This window comes from Methylobacterium sp. WL9 (assembly GCF_008040035.1).
Taxonomy (GTDB): domain Bacteria; phylum Pseudomonadota; class Alphaproteobacteria; order Rhizobiales; family Beijerinckiaceae; genus Methylobacterium; species Methylobacterium thuringiense.
In genome coordinates this window covers 48047-65813 of sequence record NZ_VRVE01000005.1, presented here as the reverse complement: position 1 = coordinate 65813, position 17767 = coordinate 48047, and the positions used below count along the sequence as shown (strand labels likewise).

Annotated in this window: 13 protein-coding genes and 1 tRNA gene; 7 read left to right on the top strand and 7 right to left on the bottom strand. The window is 67.4% G+C overall.

Annotation, left to right across the window (positions count from 1 at the left end):
- Positions 1–506: 506 nt before the first annotated feature.
- Entirely contained in the window at positions 507–773 is a 267-nt protein-coding gene (gene rpsT, locus FV217_RS03585) for a 30S ribosomal protein S20 (protein WP_147814370.1), read from the bottom strand.
- 263 nt (positions 774–1036) lie between these two features.
- On the opposite strand from rpsT, the gene FV217_RS03580 reads away from it, so the two are divergent.
- Positions 1037–1111: transfer RNA gene (locus tag FV217_RS03580), tRNA-Thr, on the top strand.
- Positions 1112–1304: 193 nt separating this feature from the next.
- A complete protein-coding gene (locus tag FV217_RS03575; protein WP_147814368.1) occupies positions 1305–2528 on the top strand; it encodes a GNAT family N-acetyltransferase in 1224 nt (407 codons plus the stop codon).
- Positions 2529–2631: 103 nt separating this feature from the next.
- On the opposite strand, the gene FV217_RS03570 is transcribed toward FV217_RS03575, so the two are convergent.
- The 6 genes from FV217_RS03570 to FV217_RS03545 form a co-directional block, all read right to left on the bottom strand.
- Entirely contained in the window at positions 2632–3843 is a 1212-nt protein-coding gene (locus tag FV217_RS03570; RefSeq protein WP_246682710.1) for a glycosyltransferase family 4 protein, read from the bottom strand.
- A gap of 115 nt (positions 3844–3958) precedes the next feature.
- Complete coding sequence (locus tag FV217_RS03565; protein ID WP_147814366.1) at positions 3959–5245, bottom strand: glycosyltransferase family 4 protein; 1287 nt, start codon at positions 5243–5245, stop codon at positions 3959–3961.
- Positions 5242–6030, bottom strand: a complete 789-nt coding sequence (locus FV217_RS03560) for a polysaccharide deacetylase family protein (RefSeq protein ID WP_147814364.1) — start codon at positions 6028–6030, stop codon at positions 5242–5244. The genes FV217_RS03565 and FV217_RS03560 overlap by 4 nt, the downstream gene beginning before the upstream one ends.
- A complete protein-coding gene (locus FV217_RS03555; RefSeq protein WP_147814362.1) occupies positions 6027–7460 on the bottom strand; it encodes an O-antigen ligase in 1434 nt (477 codons plus the stop codon). Before FV217_RS03555 ends, FV217_RS03560 begins: the two co-directional genes overlap by 4 nt.
- Positions 7460–10783, bottom strand: a complete 3324-nt coding sequence (locus tag FV217_RS23190) for a glycosyltransferase (protein ID WP_210245117.1) — start codon at positions 10781–10783, stop codon at positions 7460–7462. Before FV217_RS23190 ends, FV217_RS03555 begins: the two co-directional genes overlap by 1 nt.
- A gap of 332 nt (positions 10784–11115) precedes the next feature.
- Positions 11116–12009, bottom strand: a complete 894-nt coding sequence (locus tag FV217_RS03545) for a methyltransferase domain-containing protein (protein WP_147814360.1) — start codon at positions 12007–12009, stop codon at positions 11116–11118.
- A 205-nt stretch (positions 12010–12214) separates the two neighbouring features.
- Between FV217_RS03545 and FV217_RS03540 the strand changes: the two genes are divergently transcribed.
- The 5 genes from FV217_RS03540 to FV217_RS03520 all read left to right on the top strand — a co-directional run bounded on the left by FV217_RS03540 (position 12215) and on the right by FV217_RS03520 (position 17688).
- Positions 12215–12814 carry a cysteine hydrolase family protein gene (locus FV217_RS03540; protein ID WP_147814358.1) on the top strand — a complete coding sequence of 200 codons (600 nt, stop codon included), beginning with the start codon at positions 12215–12217 and terminating at the stop codon, positions 12812–12814.
- Between the two features lie 82 nt (positions 12815–12896).
- A complete protein-coding gene (gene poxB, locus FV217_RS03535; protein ID WP_147814356.1) occupies positions 12897–14657 on the top strand; it encodes a ubiquinone-dependent pyruvate dehydrogenase in 1761 nt (586 codons plus the stop codon).
- A gap of 126 nt (positions 14658–14783) precedes the next feature.
- On the top strand, positions 14784–15527 hold the full coding sequence (locus FV217_RS03530) for a (Fe-S)-binding protein (protein WP_147814354.1): 744 nt from the start codon (positions 14784–14786) through the stop codon (positions 15525–15527).
- Entirely contained in the window at positions 15524–17089 is a 1566-nt protein-coding gene (locus FV217_RS03525; protein ID WP_147814352.1) for a lactate utilization protein B, read from the top strand. Before FV217_RS03530 ends, FV217_RS03525 begins: the two co-directional genes overlap by 4 nt.
- The gene (locus tag FV217_RS03520; protein WP_147814350.1) at positions 17086–17688 is read left to right on the top strand and encodes an LUD domain-containing protein; all 603 of its coding nucleotides are present in this window, start codon (positions 17086–17088) and stop codon (positions 17686–17688) included. The genes FV217_RS03525 and FV217_RS03520 overlap by 4 nt, the downstream gene beginning before the upstream one ends.
- Positions 17689–17767 lie beyond the last annotated feature (79 nt).

The following is a 17767-nucleotide window of genomic DNA, read 5'->3' as shown; positions in this document are numbered from 1 at the left end:
CGAGGCCTCGGAATGGTCCTGCCGTGTCAAGCCCTCCCGCGGGATCATCGACCGGCAGGACGGGTCTATCAACAATCCTCTATCGTTCTCCTAACACCGGGAAGTCTGGGGATAGCATCTGCGGGACCAGGGGGGCCTTCGCGCAGCCCATCGGAGTCGAGACAGAGGTGCGGAACTTGGGGACGACTCCGGCGCAAGCCGTTGACACTTCGCACTCGATCCGCGGCAGCAAGGTTTTGTTAAGCTACAGGCGGGGGCGCCGGAGACGCAACTGAAACGATTCAGATTAGCGTTAACGCCGTCTGAACCGGCGTCGGGCGCGGCGGTGCAAGGTCGGCGCTGGGACAAGTTCGAAGAATCTGTGAACAACTCGCGCAAGGCCGTGGAAAAGCGGGACGCTGGCGCTTGGCGGCTATCGCGGACGGCAGCTCATCTCGCAGAGCGCGCACGAAAAAGCCCGGCGCGATGGCCGGGCTCTTTTCGTCGATGATGCCGTGTGAGGCGTATCAGGCAGCGAGGGCCTTCACGCGGGCGGCGAGGCGCGAAACCTTCCGCGAAGCGTTGTTCTTGTGAACGATGCCGTTCTGAGCAGCCTTCATGAGTTCCGGCTCGGCGACGCGCAAGGCGTCGGCGGCCACGGTCTGATCGCCGGCAGCGATCGCCTCCTCGACCTTGCGGACGAAGGTGCGCATGCGTGAGCGGCGCGAGCGGTTGATCGCCGTGCGCTTGGCGATCTTGCGGGTCATCTTCTTGGCCGACACGGTGTTGGCCATGGGGCATCCTCGTCTATTTGGGCGGCACCGAAACGTCCTCGCGATGGCGGGCGTTCGATCGACGCATCAGGTGTGATCAGGCAAAAGGCGACGCCGCCGGCCCGCGAAGCGCGTACGGTGGCAGAGCCGGCTCTATAGACACGGGTTCGGATCGCGTCAACGCAGAGCCATAAACCTGTCATTCGGGCCGTTGCCAAGCCCGATCCGATCCGTTAGAGCCGCCTCCTGCCGGACGGTGCCGCTTCTTCAGGCCGCCCCCGCAAGCTGCGGTAGCTCAGTGGTAGAGCACCTCATTGGTAATGAGGAGGTCGTGGGTTCGATCCCCCCTCGCAGCACCATCAATTTTAAGCACTTGGGTACGGATATCGTGAGTGCTCTCAGGTTCATTGAACTTGGGAGCCTTCGGCGTTGGTTCGGTCACGTTCGAGGCCGGCCGGCAGCGCATCGCTCGGCCGTGGTTCCGGTGAGGTTGCGATCGAAACGCGTCCGGAGCACTCGCGCCATCACAGCCATTGTTTGAGGGGGACGTTCGTGATCCTGACGGACGCATCTCGTGTAGACCCGGTGGCCGGCGGACCGGCCGATACGTTTCGAATACGCGTCGCCGATACGCCCTCGGCCTTCCCGGATTGGCCCCGGAGCGACCGTCAGGGCTCGGCGCGCTGCCACGTCTTTCAATGCGCCGACATCCTCGAAGTCTGGCTCGATACCATCGGCGCGGCGCGGCGGATCCGGGCGCTGTTCGTCGGCGTCTCCGATGCCGCCGGGCAGACCGTGATGCTGCTCCCCCTCGGGATCGAACGCATCCGTGGCGTCCGGGTGCTCGGTTTCCTCGACGGTACCGTCGTCGATTACAGCCAGCCGGTGTTGTTTGCGCCTGCATCGAACCTCGATGCGGACGCGATGAAGCGGCTCTGGCAAGATATCCGGGCGGCCTTGCCCGGTTTCGACGTGGCGGTGTTCGACAAGATGCCCACCGAAGTCGGCGGACAGGCGAACCCGCTGATGCATCTCGATGTCGTCCAGATGCCCGAATCGGGCCATGTGATGAGCCTGCCCGTCGGCCGGGAAGACCTTGAAAAGCGGATCCCGGTCTCGAAGCGCCATGTCCGCTACATGCGCCAGCTTGCCAAGGATCAGGCCGTGGCGCTGGAGGTGGCCGACTCGCCCGAGCAGGGCCGGCAGTTCCTCGACGACATGATCGAGAACAAGACCCGGAAATTCCACGAGACCCGCGTTCCGGGCTTCGAGATCCCCGGCAAGCGCGCCTTCTACGACGAGGCGACGCGGCGGCTCGCGAACCTCTCTCCGATTCATCTGTCCGCGGTCCGGGCCGGCGATACGGTCGTCGCGAGCCATTGGGGCCTGGTGTATGAAGACCGCTTCTATTTTCTGATGACGGCTTATGCCGGTGGCGAGTGGCGCAAATTCTCACCCGGCCGGATCCTCAACGACGAGTTGATCCGCTGGTGCCACACGCACGGCTATCGCTGGTTCGATTTCGGCATCGGCGACGAGGTCTACAAGTACGAATATTGCGACGTGGTCGTGCCTCTCCACATCGCGGTGATTCCCGTAAGCCTGCGCGGACGTCTCTACGTCCTGACCGGCGCTCTTCTAACGCGTCTTCGCGCCTCTCGGCTCTGGCAACGGCTCCGGCCCTACAAGTGGATCCTGCTGCGGTCCCTGAAATCCGCCAAGCCCGATGCACCGCCCAGCGGGGACGACGCCGATGCTTCCAAAACAACTCATTGAGTAAAATCTCGCAGGCTCGCTCCGAGATTTTCGTGTGGCGGCGGCAGGATCTCGATCTGCTGCGCTCTCGCTTCAACCCGAATCGGCCTACTCGGAGAGCAGTCTATCGCGGGGATGGCCGGGGAAGCGGTGTGAGCTCACCCAGGATGGCGGCGGGATCCTCGTCCTCCCGCAAAGTCTCGTAGACGGCGCGGGTGTCGACGGCGATCAGGTCCCAGTCGTACTCGCGACCGACCCGCGCGCGGCTGGCGTCGCGCTCGGCGTCGGTGTGAAAGCTGGCGCAGGATTGGGCGATCGCCGCCGTCAGTGCCGGGACGTCCCCAACGGGAAAATAGCACGCGTCCGACAGCCCGATCTCGCGGTTGGCGGGGATATCGCTGGCGATCACCGGCAGACCGTCCGCCAGGGCTTCGAGAAGCGCGATCGGCAGCCCTTCGTGGCTTGAAGGGAGCACGAACAGGCCCGCATGCGCCATGAGCTCGCGAAGCGCCAGACCGCTCTGGAAGCCCGTCGCGACCACACCCGGCGTCGCCTCCGCCGCCGCGAGCACCATACGGGAATAATTGTCCTCGTGGTCGGCCGCGCCGACGATGGCGAGCTTCCACCCCTCCGGCGCGCCTCGGGCGAAGGCCTCGATCAGGTCGAGATGGCGCTTCTCCGGAACGAGACGGCTCACGGTGATGACGTAGCGCCGTCGCGTCAGCCCGAACTGCCGCAAGGCCGCCATGCTCGATGGCTGCGGCTGCGGCGTGACGCCGTTCGGCACGGCGTCGACGAGCACGCCGTAGCGCGTGTTCATGGTCCGCGCGATCACGCGTGACACGGCGATGCGCCGGTTGGCGAAACGCATGCCGGCCCATTCCCCGAGCCTCAGCGCGACTTTCGCGAAACGTCCCCACTTCGCACGGTCGTAGTCGAAGCCATGGTGGGTCACGACGACGCGAAGGCCGAGGGCCCGCGCCAGCGGGACGAGCAGCGAGGGGCCGACCGCGTGGATATGCAAGATGTCCGGCCCGCGCCGCGCCGCGTGCACGACGCCCAAGAGGGTGTGGACCACGGCTTCCAGCGAGCGGGCACGTGGCGACGGCAGCGGTGTGACGACGAGGCCGCGCCAGCGGTGCGGGTCTTTCCGCTCGACATAAGGGCCGCGCGCCAGGATCTCGACCGAACAGCCGGACCTGGCGAGCCTCAGGGCGAGTTCCTCGACATGGCGCTCGACTCCACCCTGCACCCGCGGCAGGCCGCGCAGGCCGAGCATCATCACCTTGAGCGGGCGGCGGGCCTTGCGTTGACCCGGCTTGATCAGACGTCTCATACGCATGGCCCTTTCGGCCGACGCCGCCAGGGCCGTTCGCGGCCCGAGAGGCCGCGCGCAATCGCGCTTGCCGGCGGCCGATCGCCGAACGCGTCGAAGTTTATCGCCGCTGGTATCATCGCCGGCCTCCGCGAAGTGAGGCGTAGAGATCGAGCAGGCGATCCCGGTAGGCGTCCCGGGAGAAATCCGTCTCGACCCAGCGCCGCCCCGCCCGGCCCATGGCGAGCAGCGTCTCGGCCGGCAGCGTTCCGAAGCGTGTCAGTTCGGCCGCGAGCGCCGCGACATCCCCCGGCGGGACGATGGCGCCGGTTTCCCCCTCGCGGACCATCTCCGGCAACCCGCCGATGCGGGCACCGATCACCGGGCGACCGAGCGCATAGGCTTCGAGCACGCTGATCGGCGCGTTCTCGTACCAGGTCGAGGGCAGCACGACGGCACGGCAGCCGCGGATCGCATCGTGCAACGCCTCGCCCGTTCGGAAGCCGAGGAAGCGCGCGTCGGCGCCGGTCTCGGCCGCGAGCGCCCGGAGTTCGTCCTCCATCGGCCCGGTGCCGACGATCGTGACCGGCTGCGCGGACAGGGCGGCTGCGCGCACCAGCGTATCGAGCCCCTTCTCCGGACTGAGCCGGCCGACATAGAGAAAGCCCTCGCCGACGGTCGTACCGGGCCGCAGCGCGGTGGAATCGACGAAGTTCGGCACGTGGACGAAGCGCTCGCGCGGCCAGCCCCATTCCACCAGCTTGTCGATGTAGAACCGGCTCGGCACCGCGAAGGCGTCGACGGTGTCACGGTAGAGTCCCAGCGCCCGATGCACCGCCGTCTCCAGCATGACGAGGCCGCTCAAGGGCAGCGATCCCTTGATGCAGCGGTTCACGACGACGTTGTGGATCCGGCCACCCCTGCAGCGCTCGCAGACCTTGCCGTCACGCAGCATCGTGTAGGCCGGGCAGGCGAGCTTGAGATCGTGGACCGTCATCACCACCGGAACCCCGGCCTGTCTCAGGACCGGCAGGAAGGAGGGCGAGAGGTGGTGATAGATGTTGTGGAAGTGGGCCACATCCGGCCGCGCCTCGCCCAGGATGTCACGAAGCCGTGCGCGGGCCTCGCGCGAGTAGATGATGCTCGCAGCGTGCTTGAGCCGAGTCATCGGGCCGTAGGCGTGGCCGAACTCGATCTCCTCGACGAAATGACGCTCGTGCGGGGATGGGAGGTTTCGCGGATGGCGCATCGCGAAGGGCACCACGTCCCAGCCGATCTCTTCGAAGAGGCGGTTCTGCTCGAGGAAGACCACCTCCGCGCCACCGCGGCGATAATGATAGTTGTTGATCGACAGCAGCCGTCCGCCGGACGGCAGGGCCGACGGCACGATCGGAGCCTCGATCCGTTCCGCGACTGCGATCATGATGCGGTCGCCCGATCGTCGCCGAGCACCTGCCGCAACGCCTCGCGCATGGTGACGACGGATGCCCCCTGCCTCCGGGCCTCGGCGACCGCGGCCCGGAGCAGATCCGGATGGCAGCCCCACGGCTCGGGGCGCTCGCTGATGCCGTGGCTGAAGAACACCAGCCAGCCGCGCGCCTCGACGGCGCGGGCGATCCAGGAGCGCACCGCCGCCGCGTCGATGCAGCAATCGGCGAGTTCGACCGCGCGCAGGAAGCCGGGATCGATCCGGCCGGCATTGATCCCGGGGACGCCGCCGCGGCACGTGGCGAAGTGGGATTCGAGCTGCCGCTTGGCCCGCAGCGAGGTCGTATTGAAGGGGTAGGCGAAGTTGGCCGGCGCGATGCCGGGATCGATTTCTCCGAGAAAGCGCGCATTCCTCGCGATGTCCTCCGCGAGCGCCGTGCGGCCCAGGTCCGAGACAGCCTGGTGCGAGAAGGTGTGGCAGCCGATCTCGTGGCCGCGGCGATGCAGGTCGCGGCACTGCTCCCGGCCGGCGAGGCGTCGGATCGGTTCGACCGCGCCGACGAGGCTGCCGGCGATGTAGAACGTGCCGCGCACTCCGGCGCCTTCCAGGATCGCGGCACCACGCTCCGCAGCGGAGTCCGGGATGTCGTCGAAGGTGAAGGACACCAGCGGCGCGTGCGGATGGGCCCGGACCGTCCGCGTGCGGATGGTGCGGGCGGCCAGCCGCGCGAGGCGCCGCTGCAGCGGCTCCCGCATCGGGGCTTGCGCCAGACCGGTCATCGCGCAGCCTCCGCGGACGGTGCGACGATGACGCGGGCGCAGGCGAGGAAGCGCAGGCCGATGACGGCGAGCAAGAACATGAACCAACCGGGCGTGTTGTTGAGGAAGATGCTTTCGAGGAAGCTCGTCAGCAGGCAGAACACCCACAGCCGCGTGAAGAACGCCGTCGTCGCCGGATCCTTGCCGCTGGCGAGGCTGCGGTTGAGATCCCGTAGCGGTTGGACCACGAACGCGCCGAGGCTGATGATCAGCCCCGGCAGGCCGGTCGTCAGAAGGATGTCGACATAGCCGTCATGGCCGTTGGCGGCTTGGCTCGCGAAGGTCTCGGAGGCGCTGTAAAATACCGAGCCCGAGCGCCAGAACGCCTCGAATCCATGTCCGATCAGCGGCCTCGCGCCCAACTGCGACAGGGCGTAGCTCCAGATCTCGGTGCGGTTGGTGAAGGTCGGGTCGGACGAGACCACTTCCAGGATCGCGTGGACCGGGGGCAGGATCACCGAGCCCACCGTGAACAGCCCGAACAGCCCCAGCACCGAGGCGATGATCGCCCCGCGGACGAGCGGGGAGGACACCCTCAGCAGGATTTCCGACAGCAGCAGCGAGACCGGCAGAAGCGCCAGCGCGGTCTTCGATACGGTCGCGACGAGGAAGATCGCGGAGGCGATGCCGAGCAGCCATCCGACCGCCACGTTGAAGGTTCGCGCCACGTAGATCGACACGATCACCGCCAGCGCCATCGCGCCGCCCGCCGCGTTCTTGTGCAGGAACGAGCCGCGCCAATGCCCGGCATGCATCGGCTCGAGGATCTCGTCGGCGGAATGGACGGCGTGGCTCGGCCAGAGCGCGACGCCGCCGTAGCAGATCACCAGGACGGCGAGCAGCGAGACCGCGAGATATGCGGAAAAGATCCGCCGATCGCCGGCCATCAGCAGCGCGTTGACCACCTGCACGATGATGAGGAGCGTCAGCACGTAGCGGCGCGCCGAAAGCGAGGGCTCCACGGATAGGCCGGCCGTCACGAGGTACCAGGCCAGCGGCGCCAGGAAGAGCGGCACGGCGAGGCTGCCGGCATGACGCCAAGCGCCGAGGGCGAGGCCTGCGGCCGACAATCCGGCGAGAAGGAAGACGGCGGCCTGGTTGAGCGCGCCGGCCGACTCGCTCGGTGTCTGGGAGGTCGGATCGGTGAGATCGATGAACGGGTTCACCGAGATCCAGAAGAACAGGAAGACGAACAGGAACAGCAGGCCCGAGGCGGCCACGGACAGCGCCGACCGGGAGGAGACCGGCCGGGCCGCGACGATCTTCGGCGACGGGCCGGGCTCCGTCATCCGCCCGGAGCCGCGCTCCAGCCGGATCGGCTCGACTTCGACGTCGGCCCGAGGGCCGACGCGGTATCGGTAGTCGAGGGGTGGGGAAGCGTCGGCCGACATCACGACCGCTCCATCAGGAAGAAGGTCGTCGGGCCATGGCTAGTCGCGGTGTTGTCCAGGTCGAATACCAGGGTGTTCGCCTCGGTGCGCATCGCGATCGCATCGCCCGGCGTTCCGTCGAGATGCAGCGAGCGCAGACGCCATTCCCGCGGCGCGTCCAGAGCGAACCGCAGGCGCGCGGTCTGACGCTCGATCAGAATCGGCATCTCGCCGAAGTTTTCGATGGTGCGCGCCTCGGTGTCGCGGAAGCGCATGCCGGTGTTCCTGGCGTCGGTCGCGAAGATCAGCAGCATCCGCCGGGACGCGATGAGATCCCGACCGTCGAGGGCGCTTGCCGCGAGCAGAGCCGGTCCGCTCCCGGCCTCGATCGTCAGGGGCCCGAGCCGCAGCTTTTCGGTCACCGCGGCATAGCTCGCGGCCACGGTGCGCGGCGTGACGACCTGCAGCCGGCGCGCCCTGGCATCGAGAAGGATCTGCCCGCCGACGCTTCCGTAGAGGCCAGCGGCCTCATCGGAAGCGTCGTCTCGAATCGCGGCGCGATCCGCGGCGAAGGACGGGGTCGTCCCTTGCGAGAGCGCCGGCAGCGTGGCGACGCCGGCCGGGACACGCTCGCCCGAATGCGGGACGAGACCGAAGCGCGTCAGCAGCCCGAGCTTGGTCACGGAATCCGGCAAGCCGCCGAAGCCGTCGTCGACGAGGTCGGCGGTCGTCCCGAACGGAAGGGCCACACCACTTTGCGCCGCGGCGACGTCGCCGCGCCGGAACAGCAGGGCGGCCAGGGTCTCGCCGGCCCGGGCGACCGGATCGAGCGAGATGCCGAAGGGCAGCAGCCTGCGCTTATGCGGCCAGGGCTGATCGACGGTCAGGTCGATCGGCCCGGCTGCGTGGCGGCAGATCGCATCCCAGCCCTGAAGCGCGGCATAGGCCGGCACCACGAGTCCCGCCTCGCGCCGGAAGCGGTTCCAGAACAGATGGTCGTACTCGGTGACGACGAAGGGTGTCCCGAACCGGCGCCGGCCGACCAATTCGCGCAGGTAGCCGGCAGCGTCGTCGAGTGAGCTCTTCTGCGAGATCGTCGTGCCGGGATCGAACGAGAGCACTTCGTCGAAATAGGCGTTCATGCTGACGACAGGCAGCGGGGCCCGGCTCAGATCGGTCTGGCTCGACAGCCCGTTGTTGTAGGCGCTGACGAGGCCCGAATAGCCGAGGGTTGCGAGTTCCCCGGTCATCCAGCCGACCGTGTCCGTCTCCAGCGCGACGAAGAAACGCTTGAGATCGCGCATCCGCGGGCCGGGCACGTAGCGATCCGTCGGCAGGCGGACCGTGCCCGCCTCGAGGCTCTCGCCGGCCCCGAGATCGCCCCAGGCCGAACGCAGCGCGGCGTTGCCACGATAGGTCGTCTTGAGCCAAGCGTTGAACGGAGCCCGGAGCATGTCCGGATAGGCTTGTCCCGAGTCCTTCTCGGCCAGGATCGTATCGAATTCGACGCCGTTCTCGTTGGCGAGCACCACGAGGGCCAGCGCGGAATCGTGCAGCGGGCTGAGCCCGGTATAGGGGTTCACGCTGCCGTAGATCGTCCTGACGAGGCGCCGCCAATGGGCGCGCGCGGCCCCATCGACATGGACGCCGAGCTTGAGTCCGCCCGCATTGCCCCAACGATCGTCGATCCCGCCGAGGCCGCCGGATTGCGACGTCAGCCCGTCGATCATCCAGTAGATGCCGTTGCGCTTCAGCGCGGCGAGCAGATAGCGGAGCCGGTCGAACTGCTCCGGGTCGAGATCGAAATCGCGCGACCGCCCGGTCATCAGGATCGCGTCGGCGAAGTGCAGCCGGGCGAGGTTGTAACCGTGGATCCGGAGTTGCCGCGCATAGCGCTCGGCGGTCGGCTTGTCGGGATAACTGCCGGAGGCCGGACTCCAGGCGAGCGACGCGCACAGGAAGGGGACGCGCGTGGCCGGATCGTCCGCGAGCGCGAGGTTGCCGGAGGGGCCGGCGATCACCCGGCCTTGCGTGCCGGCCGGGACGAGGGGTCCGAGGCCGGAAAAGTCGAGCGGGCTGCCCTCGGCTATGGCGAGGTTGCGATCACGCAGGGCCACCCATGTCGGCTCTGCCGGCCGGGCATCGGCGCGCTCGATCGGGGCGGCGGCCGCCACTGCGATGGCGAGCCCCGCGCAGATGGCCAGCGCTTTTGCCGCCCGGCCGGGGGTTACGTCCCGGGGTGCGGGCGATGCCGCGTCGTGCCGGGTTGCCGGTTCCGCGACGGTGCTGGCGATCCGCTCACCCGGCGCGACCCGTCCCCCAAGAAAACCGCGCGCCATGCCGAAGGCGTGCGCGTTCCAGGCAACGAAGGCGTAGAGGCCGAGCGGCAGCGAGCGGTAGCGCAAGCCCAGGGCGGCGATCGGAAGCGCCATCAGTGCCACCAGTGCAACGAGCTTGGCGAGGCCGGGCACCGCGACGGCGAGGCCGGCGGCGACGAGCCAGCCGAGATAGACCCCGAGCCAGAGCCGGATTTCCGGAAGGTCGCGCAGGGCCATGCGCAGATGCGGGCGGCCGATCGCGGCCCTCAGCATCTCGCCGATGCCGTCGAGATAGCGGCTTTCGATCCGTCTCCTGAGCAGCGCGTAGCCGCCAATCACGTGACCGTAATGATCCACGAAGGGGACGGCGAGGCGGTGCAGACGCCACCCTGCCGCACGCAGACGGACGGCGAGATCGAATTCCTCGTAGCCGTGCAAGTTCCGGTCGCTGAAATGGCCGACCTGCTCGATCGCCTCGCGCCGGTAGAGGCCGCCGCCGTTGAGACGGTCGACGGAGCCGGGCTGAAGGTCGACCGCGCCGCGCAGGGCACGGCGCTTGAATTCGAGATTGACGACGTTGACGTCGCGTACGCCGCCGCCGACGCCGGCCACCTCCGGGTTTTCGCCGAGGAAGCGCAGGCCGGCGCTGAGGAAGCCGGGGTCGAGCACCATGTCCCCGTCGATCAGGCAGACGAAGCGGCCGCGGGCGTGCTGGTAGCCGAGCTGCGGCCCGATCCCGCAACTGCGCGGCACGTCGTCGGCGAGCCGCGCGACGCGTGCTCCGCCAGCCGCAGCGATGGCGGCGGTGCGATCGGTCGAGCGGCTGTCGGCGAGGATCACCTCGCCCGCGCCAAAGCCGGCCTCGGCCACGACCGCCAGGGCTGTCCAGGCACTCGCGACGGCACGCGCGACATGCGCCTCCTCGTTGAGCGCCTTGATCACCACCGTGACCGCGACGTCCCCGCCGCCGGCAACGCATACGGCTCCGCATCCGCTCGGCGCGCCGTCTGTCGGTCTGCTACCCATGCCCCTCATCCTGCGGCCGACGCCGTGCCGCCAACAATGCGAATAACTCCGCAACGGCCAAGTTTATCCCGAAGACGACAACTCGGGTGGAAGCAACTTCGTACTTAAGTAAATTTTACCGAAATAAACAGAGAACGCTCGACCGCGGGCGAACGAAAATGCAGCGGCTTAACCAGTACTCTCGTTTTCTGGCCTCTCTTGGAAATCGCTGTGGACGACACCGATGCCATCGAAGCGCATTCCTGCCAGGCGGATCTCAGTTGGTCGAAAAGACGCGCGTTGAGACAGACACTTGAAGGTGCCGGCCCGAAGCAATCGAGCCGGACATCACTTCAGGGCATTCTGGCGAGCACCATACCGGTCAGCACGTCCATGCTCGCCCCGTCGTCGCGATAGGCTTCATGGAGACCGTCCGTACTCCAGTCGCGGTACTCCTCATCCGCAACGGCGACGGCACGGCATTCGGCATCGATCCAGCCGAGACGTTCGAGACTCCGCAGATAGTCGGCCGGCCTGCAGCGGTTCGGTTGACCGGGAAACGCGAGGCTTCGGTAGAGGTCCGGCGAGAACCGGTAGATGCTGTTGGGATCGCTGCCGCGGACGCCGCGCGTGTGGGTCTGGAAATCGACTCCGGCGACCAGAGTCGCTCCCGGTCGGGCGACCTGCGTGATGTGGGCGAGGACCCGGTCGATGTCGTCGAAATGCTCGAAGGCGGCGTTGCTGACGATCAGGTCGAAGCGCTTGCCCTGGGCGGCGCGCACGATGTCGAAATCGGGATCGATGACGTAGGCAACCGGGTCCGTCAGGCCACCATCCAGCGCGTCGGCGGCTTCCCTCAGCCGGACGCGATCGACCTCGTCTGGCAGTTCGGCATCGGCCAGCACACGGTAGAACGCCGCAGGCGTATGATCGGCCAAGGCGAAGGCATCGACGGCGCGATAGGAGCGCGCACCGAGGCCGACCAGCAGAACGCCGGTGCCCAGGGTCGCCCCCGGGCCGAGTTCGAGAACGTCGAGACCGGCGAGGCTCGGAAGACGGCCATCGGCGGCGTCGAGATGACGACGCCAGTCGGCGACGATGTCGATCACGTGCGCGATCGCCTTGGGCCAATCGTCCGGCGAAAAATCGGTCGGATTGCGATAGCCGCCGATGCGGTGGCGCAGGCTCGCGCCAACGAGTGCGGCGAGTCCGAGCCCGTAGAACAGGCCGTTCTTGAGCGGTGTCACGAGTTACCCGTGCTGTACGCCCCCCGCCTGCAGACAGATACACGAGACGTTTCCAATTCGTGAAGCCCTGCGCCACGTGGGAATCGGATGCAATGGATGACGGGCCGAGACGCGGCTGTTAGAGGTTCGTCGCGCCGCGCGAGGTTCACTGCGCCGCACCAGGGCTACCCCCGGCCTCCCCGAAAATCCGCGAGGACTCCAGCCGATGTCGGATCTCAAGACGCTTCGCGACGTCTCCGGACTGAGCCCCAGCCCGGCGCCCCTGCGGGACTCGGCGCTGCTGATGATCGACCTGCAGAACACCTATCGCGAGGGCCTGATGCGACTCGAGGGCGTCGAACCGGCGATCGTCGAGGCGAAGGCGCTGCTGGAGCGCGCCCGCAAGGCCGGCATCCCGATCATCCATGTGCGCCACGACGCCGGAGCCGGTTCGCCCTACGACATCGCGGCGCCGATCGGCCAGATCAGCGACGAGGTTGCGCCGCAGGGCGACGAGGCCGTGATCACCAAGGCCTATCCGAGCGCCTTCGTCGGCACCGATCTGCAGGCGCGCCTTGAGAAGGCCGGCGTCAAGAACGTCATCGTCGCCGGCTTCATGACCCACATGTGCGTGAACTCGACCGCCCGCAGCGCTTTCAGCCTCGGCTTCAGCCCGACGGTGGTGGCGAGTACCACGGCGACACGCGACCTGCCGGGCACCGACGGTTCGGTCGTGTCGGCCTCCGCCCTGCAGGCCGCGAGCCTCGCCGCCCTCGGCGACCTTTTCGCGGTGGTCGCGCGGAAGCAGAGCGACATCCCGGACTGACGTCGATGCGCCTCGCAATGCTGCGGCGCGGAACACGGCATGGCCTCCATCGGTTCGGCTCGTTGATACAGGAGCCGGACCCATGCCGAACGCCAACGTCGCCGACCTCATCGTCGAAACCCTCGCCCAGGCCGGCGTCGGGCGCATCTACGGCCTCGTCGGCGACAGCCTGAACGCGATCACGGAATCGATCCGCACGCGCGACGACATCGACTGGGTCCATGTCCGGCACGAGGAGGTCGCGGCCTTTGCCGCCGGGGCCGAGAGCCAGATCACCGGCAAACTCGCCGTCTGCGCAGGCAGCTGCGGCCCCGGCAACCTCCACCTCATCAACGGCCTGTTCGACTGCCACCGCACCCGCACGCCGGTGCTGGCCATCGCCGCGCATATTCCGTCGGCAGAGATCGGCTCGGGCTATTTTCAGGAGACGCACCCGGAAAACCTGTTCCGCGAGTGCAGCCACTATTGCGAGTTGGTTTCCGACCCGTCGCAGTTGCCGCAGGTGTTGGAGGCGGCCATGCGCGCCGCGATCGGCCAGGGCGGCGTCGCCGTCGTCGTCATCCCCGGCGATGTCGCCTTGAAAGAGGCCCCGACCCGCGGAATCGCGCCGAACGCCGGGCTGCTACCGCGTAAGCCGATCGTGCGCCCGGCCGAGCCCGATCTCGACGCGCTCGCCGAACTACTAAACGGCTCGTCCCGCGTGACGCTTCTCTGTGGCCGCGGCTGCGCCGGGGCACACGCTGATCTCTTGCGGCTCGCCGAAAATTTGAAAAGCCCGATCGTCCACGCGCTCGGCGGCAAGGAGCATGTCGAGTACGACAACCCCTACGATGTCGGCATGACCGGCCTGATCGGCTTTTCCTCGGGCTACGCGGCGATGATGAGCTGCGATGTCCTGCTGATGCTCGGCACCGACTTTCCCTACCGGCAGTTCTACCCGACCAAGGCCAAGATCGCGCAGGTCGACCTTCGGCCGGAGAATCTGGGCCGACGCTGCCGGCTCGATCTCGGCCTTGTCGGCGATGTCGGCGCGACCATCGACGCGCTGTTGCCGAAGCTCCGCGCCAAGACCGACCGGGCCTTCCTCGACGACAGCCTCAAGCACTACGCCAAGGCCCGCGAGGATCTCGACGAACTCGCAACCCCAAAACCCGCCCGCGGCTGGTTCGGCCTCAAGCGCGACAGGCCCGTGATCCATCCGCAATACCTCGCCAAGGTGGTGAGCGAGACGGCCGCAGACGACGCGATCTTCACCGCCGATGTCGGCACGCCGACGGTCTGGGCGGCGCGCTACCTCAAGATGAACGGCCGGCGCCGCCTGCTCGGCTCCTGGGTGCACGGCTCGATGGCCAACGCCATGGCGCAGGCGATCGGCGCGCAGGCGAACGACCGCGGTCGGCAGGTGGTCTCGCTCTCGGGCGACGGCGGTTTCGCCATGCTGATGGGCGACCTGCTGACGCTGCGCCAAGAAGGGCTGCCGGCCAAGATCGTCGTGTTCAACAACGGCTCCCTCGGCTTCGTCGAGATGGAGATGAAAGCCGCCGGCTACATAGAGACCGGCGTTGCCCTGGAGAACCCCGACTTCGCCGCCGTCGCCCGCGCCACCGGCATTCACGGCGTGCGCGTCGAGGATCCGGCCGAGTTGGAGAGCGCCGCCCGCGACGTCTTCGCGCATGACGGCCCGGCGCTCCTCGACGTGGTGGTCGCCCGCAACGAACTCTCGATGCCGCCCAAGATCGACGGGCAGCAGGTGAAGGGCTTCAGCCTCTACGTGATGCGGGCGGTGATGAGCGGGCGCGGGGATTCGGTGCTCGACCTCGCCAAGACGAACCTGCTTCGGTAGAACGGGTAGCTTACAAAGGTTCCAGTCTATCGGATCCGAAGCCGTCATTCAGAGGCCGCGCAGCGGAACCAGGAATGACGGCTTTGGTGTTAGAAGGCGACCAAGCCGCCATCGGGTCGGACAATCATGCGCATCGGCCTGTTTGTGCCCTGCTACGTCGATGCCTTCGAGCCCGAGGTCGGGATCGCGACGCTCGAACTGCTGGAGCGCTTCGGGCTCAAGGTCGAATACCCCTACGACCAGACCTGCTGCGGCCAGCCGATGACCAACACCGGCTGCCACGCCGAGGCCGCCGCGACCGAAGCCCTGTTCGTGAAGAATTTTACGGAGTTCGACTACGTCGTCGCGCCGTCCGGCTCCTGCGTGCATCAGGTCCGCGAGCACCTCACCGCGATTCCGCAGACGGACGCGGTGAAGGCCGTGCGGTCGAAGACCTTCGAACTCGTCGAGTTCCTGCACGATGTCCTGAAGATCGAGGAGCTGCCTTGGGCGGAATTTCCGCACAAGGTCGCCTACCACAACAACTGCAACTCCTTGCGCGGCATCCACCACGCCCGGCCCTCCGAGCTGAATGCGCCGTTCTTCTCGAAGCCGCTCGACCTCCTGAAGAAGGTCAGGGGCATCGAGATCGTCGACCTCACGCGGCCCGACGAGTGCTGCGGCTTCGGTGGCACCTTCTCGGTGTTCGAACCGGCCGTCTCGGCCAAGATGGGCTACGACAAGGTCGGCGATCAGGCGCGGGCGGGGGCCGATTACGTCGTCTCGGCCGATTCCTCCTGCCTGATGCATCAGAAGGGCTGCGCCGAGCGGCTCGGCCTGCCGCAGAAGTTCATCCACATCGCCCAGGTGCTGAACGGAGCGGTCGCATGAGCGCCGACGACCTGCGCCCGAACGAGGACGCGCTACATCCGGACGTCCAGCCCGCAAGCGACGAAAGCGCGCGTGGCCAGGACGGCCAGCGGCTGCAACACGCCGAGGCCGCCTCGAAGCCCATCCGCGCACCGGCGACCCGCGAGCCGCAGCCCCGCGGCGCGAAGATCCGCGGCGACAGGCCGATTGATCAGGCCGAGGCGGCCGAGCGCTTCCTCGCCGCGCCGCTCCACCAGAAGGCGCATGACGAGCGCCTCTGGGACGTCCGCAAGAAGCGCGACGTCGCGACCCAGGCCATTCCCGAATGGGAAGAGCTTCGCGAGCTCGCCTCGCAGATCAAGACGCACACGCTGAGCCATCTCGACGAATATCTCGAACAGTTCGAGGCGGCGGCGAAGGCCAACGGCGTGCATGTCCACTGGGCGGCGGACGGAGCCGAGCACAACCGCATCGTCCACGGCATCCTGAAGGATCACGGCGCCAAGACGCTGATCAAGTCGAAGTCGATGCTCACCGAGGAGTGCGGGTTTCGCCACTACATGGCGGCCAACGGCATCGACATCATCGAGACCGATCTCGGCGAGCGCATCCAGCAGCTCGACGACGAGGAGCCGAGCCACGTCGTGATGCCGGCGGTCCACAAGACCCGGATCGACGTCGCCGAGGTTTTTGCCCGGACGCTGGGCACCGATCCGACCAACGACGACGCCCACTACCTCGCCGAGAGCCAGCGGATGACCACGCGTCCGCACATCCTCCAGGCCGATGCCGGCATGACCGGCTGCAACTTCGCCATCGCCGAGACCGGCACGGTCGTCACCTGCACCAACGAGGGCAATGCCGACCTCTCCGGCAACGTGCCGAAGCTGCAGATCCACTCGATCGGCATCGAGAAGCTGATCCCGCGGGTCGAGCATCTCGGCGTGTTCATCCGCGTGCTCGCCCGCTCGGCGCTCGGTTCGACCATCACGCAGTACACCTCGCACTTCCGCAAGCCGCGGGCCGGCTCGGAAATGCACATGGTGCTGGTGGACAACGGCCGTTCGGCCCGGCTCGGGATGGAGGAGTTCTGGACTTCGCTGAAATGCATCCGCTGCGGCGCCTGCATGAACACCTGCCCGGTCTACCGGCGCTCGGGCGGCCTCTCCTACGGCGCGACCTATTCGGGGCCGATCGGGCTCATCATCGACCCGACCTTCAACAAGCGGAAGTATTCGACCTTGCCGTTCTCATCGACGATGAACGGGTCGTGCACCAACGTCTGCCCGGTCAAGATCAACATCCACGAGCAGATTTTTGCCTGGCGCAAGGTGCTCGCCGAGGAGCACCAGATCCCGCTCCTGAAGCAGGGCATGATGAAGGCCGCCGGTGCCGTACTGAGCCGCCCGGCCGCCTATCGCGCCGCGATCGGCACGGCCGATTCCGCGCTTCGGGCGCTGCCGCGGTTCGCCGTCTACAACCCGCTGAACACCTGGGGGAAGGGCCGCGAGATGCCCGAGACCCCGAAACAGAGCTTCCACAGCTGGTACAAGCAGAACCGCATGAAGGACGGCGCGAAATGACGAGCCGGGAGACGACGCTCGCCGCCATCCGCGCGAACCGGCCGAAGGGCGATTTCCCGCTGCCGGCCCTCCCGGCCTTCGCGCCGCTGGTCGGTGCGGATCTCGTCGAAGAGTTCGGCGAGCGGCTGAAGCGCATGGGCGGCCGCATCGAGAAGGCCGGCGATCCGGACCCGCTGGCCCCCGTCCGCCAGCGTCTCGACTGTGCCAATGTCATCGCCTCGGCCGTACCGGAGATCATGGGAAACCGCGATCTCGCGGCGGTGGCCAAGCCCGCCGACCTCGAAGACGTCGACGTCGCCGTGGTGCGTGCCGCCTTCGGTATCGCCGAGTCCGGCTCGGTGCTGTTCACCGAGCGCGAACTGATCGTGAATTCCGTCGCCTATCTCGCACAGCACCTCATTGTCCTGCTCGATCCCGCCGAGATCGTCGACACCGTTCAAGCCGCCTATCACCGGCCGGAATTCGCCGACTCGGCCTATGCCGTGCTTCACACCGGGCCCTCCGCGACGGCCGATATCGAGGGTGTGCTCATCCATGGGGCACAGGGCGTGCGCTCGCTGACCGTCGTCCTGTTGCAGCGCAAAATTAAGGCAGCTTGAGCGGGAGCCGAAACAGGGCGAAGGCGTTGGCGAGTATGGTGTTTTCACCATGCCCCCGATAACTCCCAAACTTCCGGAC

Bases quoted from the DNA above. Each gene is read 5' to 3' on its own strand.
- rpsT (WP_147814370.1), bottom strand. From the start codon at position 773: ATGGCCAACACCGTGTCGGCCAAGAAGATGACCCGCAAGATCGCCAAG.
- FV217_RS03570 (WP_246682710.1), bottom strand. From the start codon at position 3,843: ATGAGACGTCTGATCAAGCCGGGTCAACGCAAGGCCCGCCGCCCGCTC.
- FV217_RS03565 (WP_147814366.1), bottom strand. From the start codon at position 5,245: ATGATCGCAGTCGCGGAACGGATCGAGGCTCCGATCGTGCCGTCGGCC.
- FV217_RS03560 (WP_147814364.1), bottom strand. From the start codon at position 6,030: ATGACCGGTCTGGCGCAAGCCCCGATGCGGGAGCCGCTGCAGCGGCGC.
- FV217_RS03555 (WP_147814362.1), bottom strand. From the start codon at position 7,460: ATGTCGGCCGACGCTTCCCCACCCCTCGACTACCGATACCGCGTCGGC.
- FV217_RS23190 (WP_210245117.1), bottom strand. From the start codon at position 10,783: ATGGGTAGCAGACCGACAGACGGCGCGCCGAGCGGATGCGGAGCCGTA.
- FV217_RS03540 (WP_147814358.1), top strand. From the start codon at position 12,215: ATGTCGGATCTCAAGACGCTTCGCGACGTCTCCGGACTGAGCCCCAGC.
- poxB (WP_147814356.1), top strand. From the start codon at position 12,897: ATGCCGAACGCCAACGTCGCCGACCTCATCGTCGAAACCCTCGCCCAG.
- FV217_RS03530 (WP_147814354.1), top strand. From the start codon at position 14,784: ATGCGCATCGGCCTGTTTGTGCCCTGCTACGTCGATGCCTTCGAGCCC.
- FV217_RS03525 (WP_147814352.1), top strand. From the start codon at position 15,524: ATGAGCGCCGACGACCTGCGCCCGAACGAGGACGCGCTACATCCGGAC.
- FV217_RS03520 (WP_147814350.1), top strand. From the start codon at position 17,086: ATGACGAGCCGGGAGACGACGCTCGCCGCCATCCGCGCGAACCGGCCG.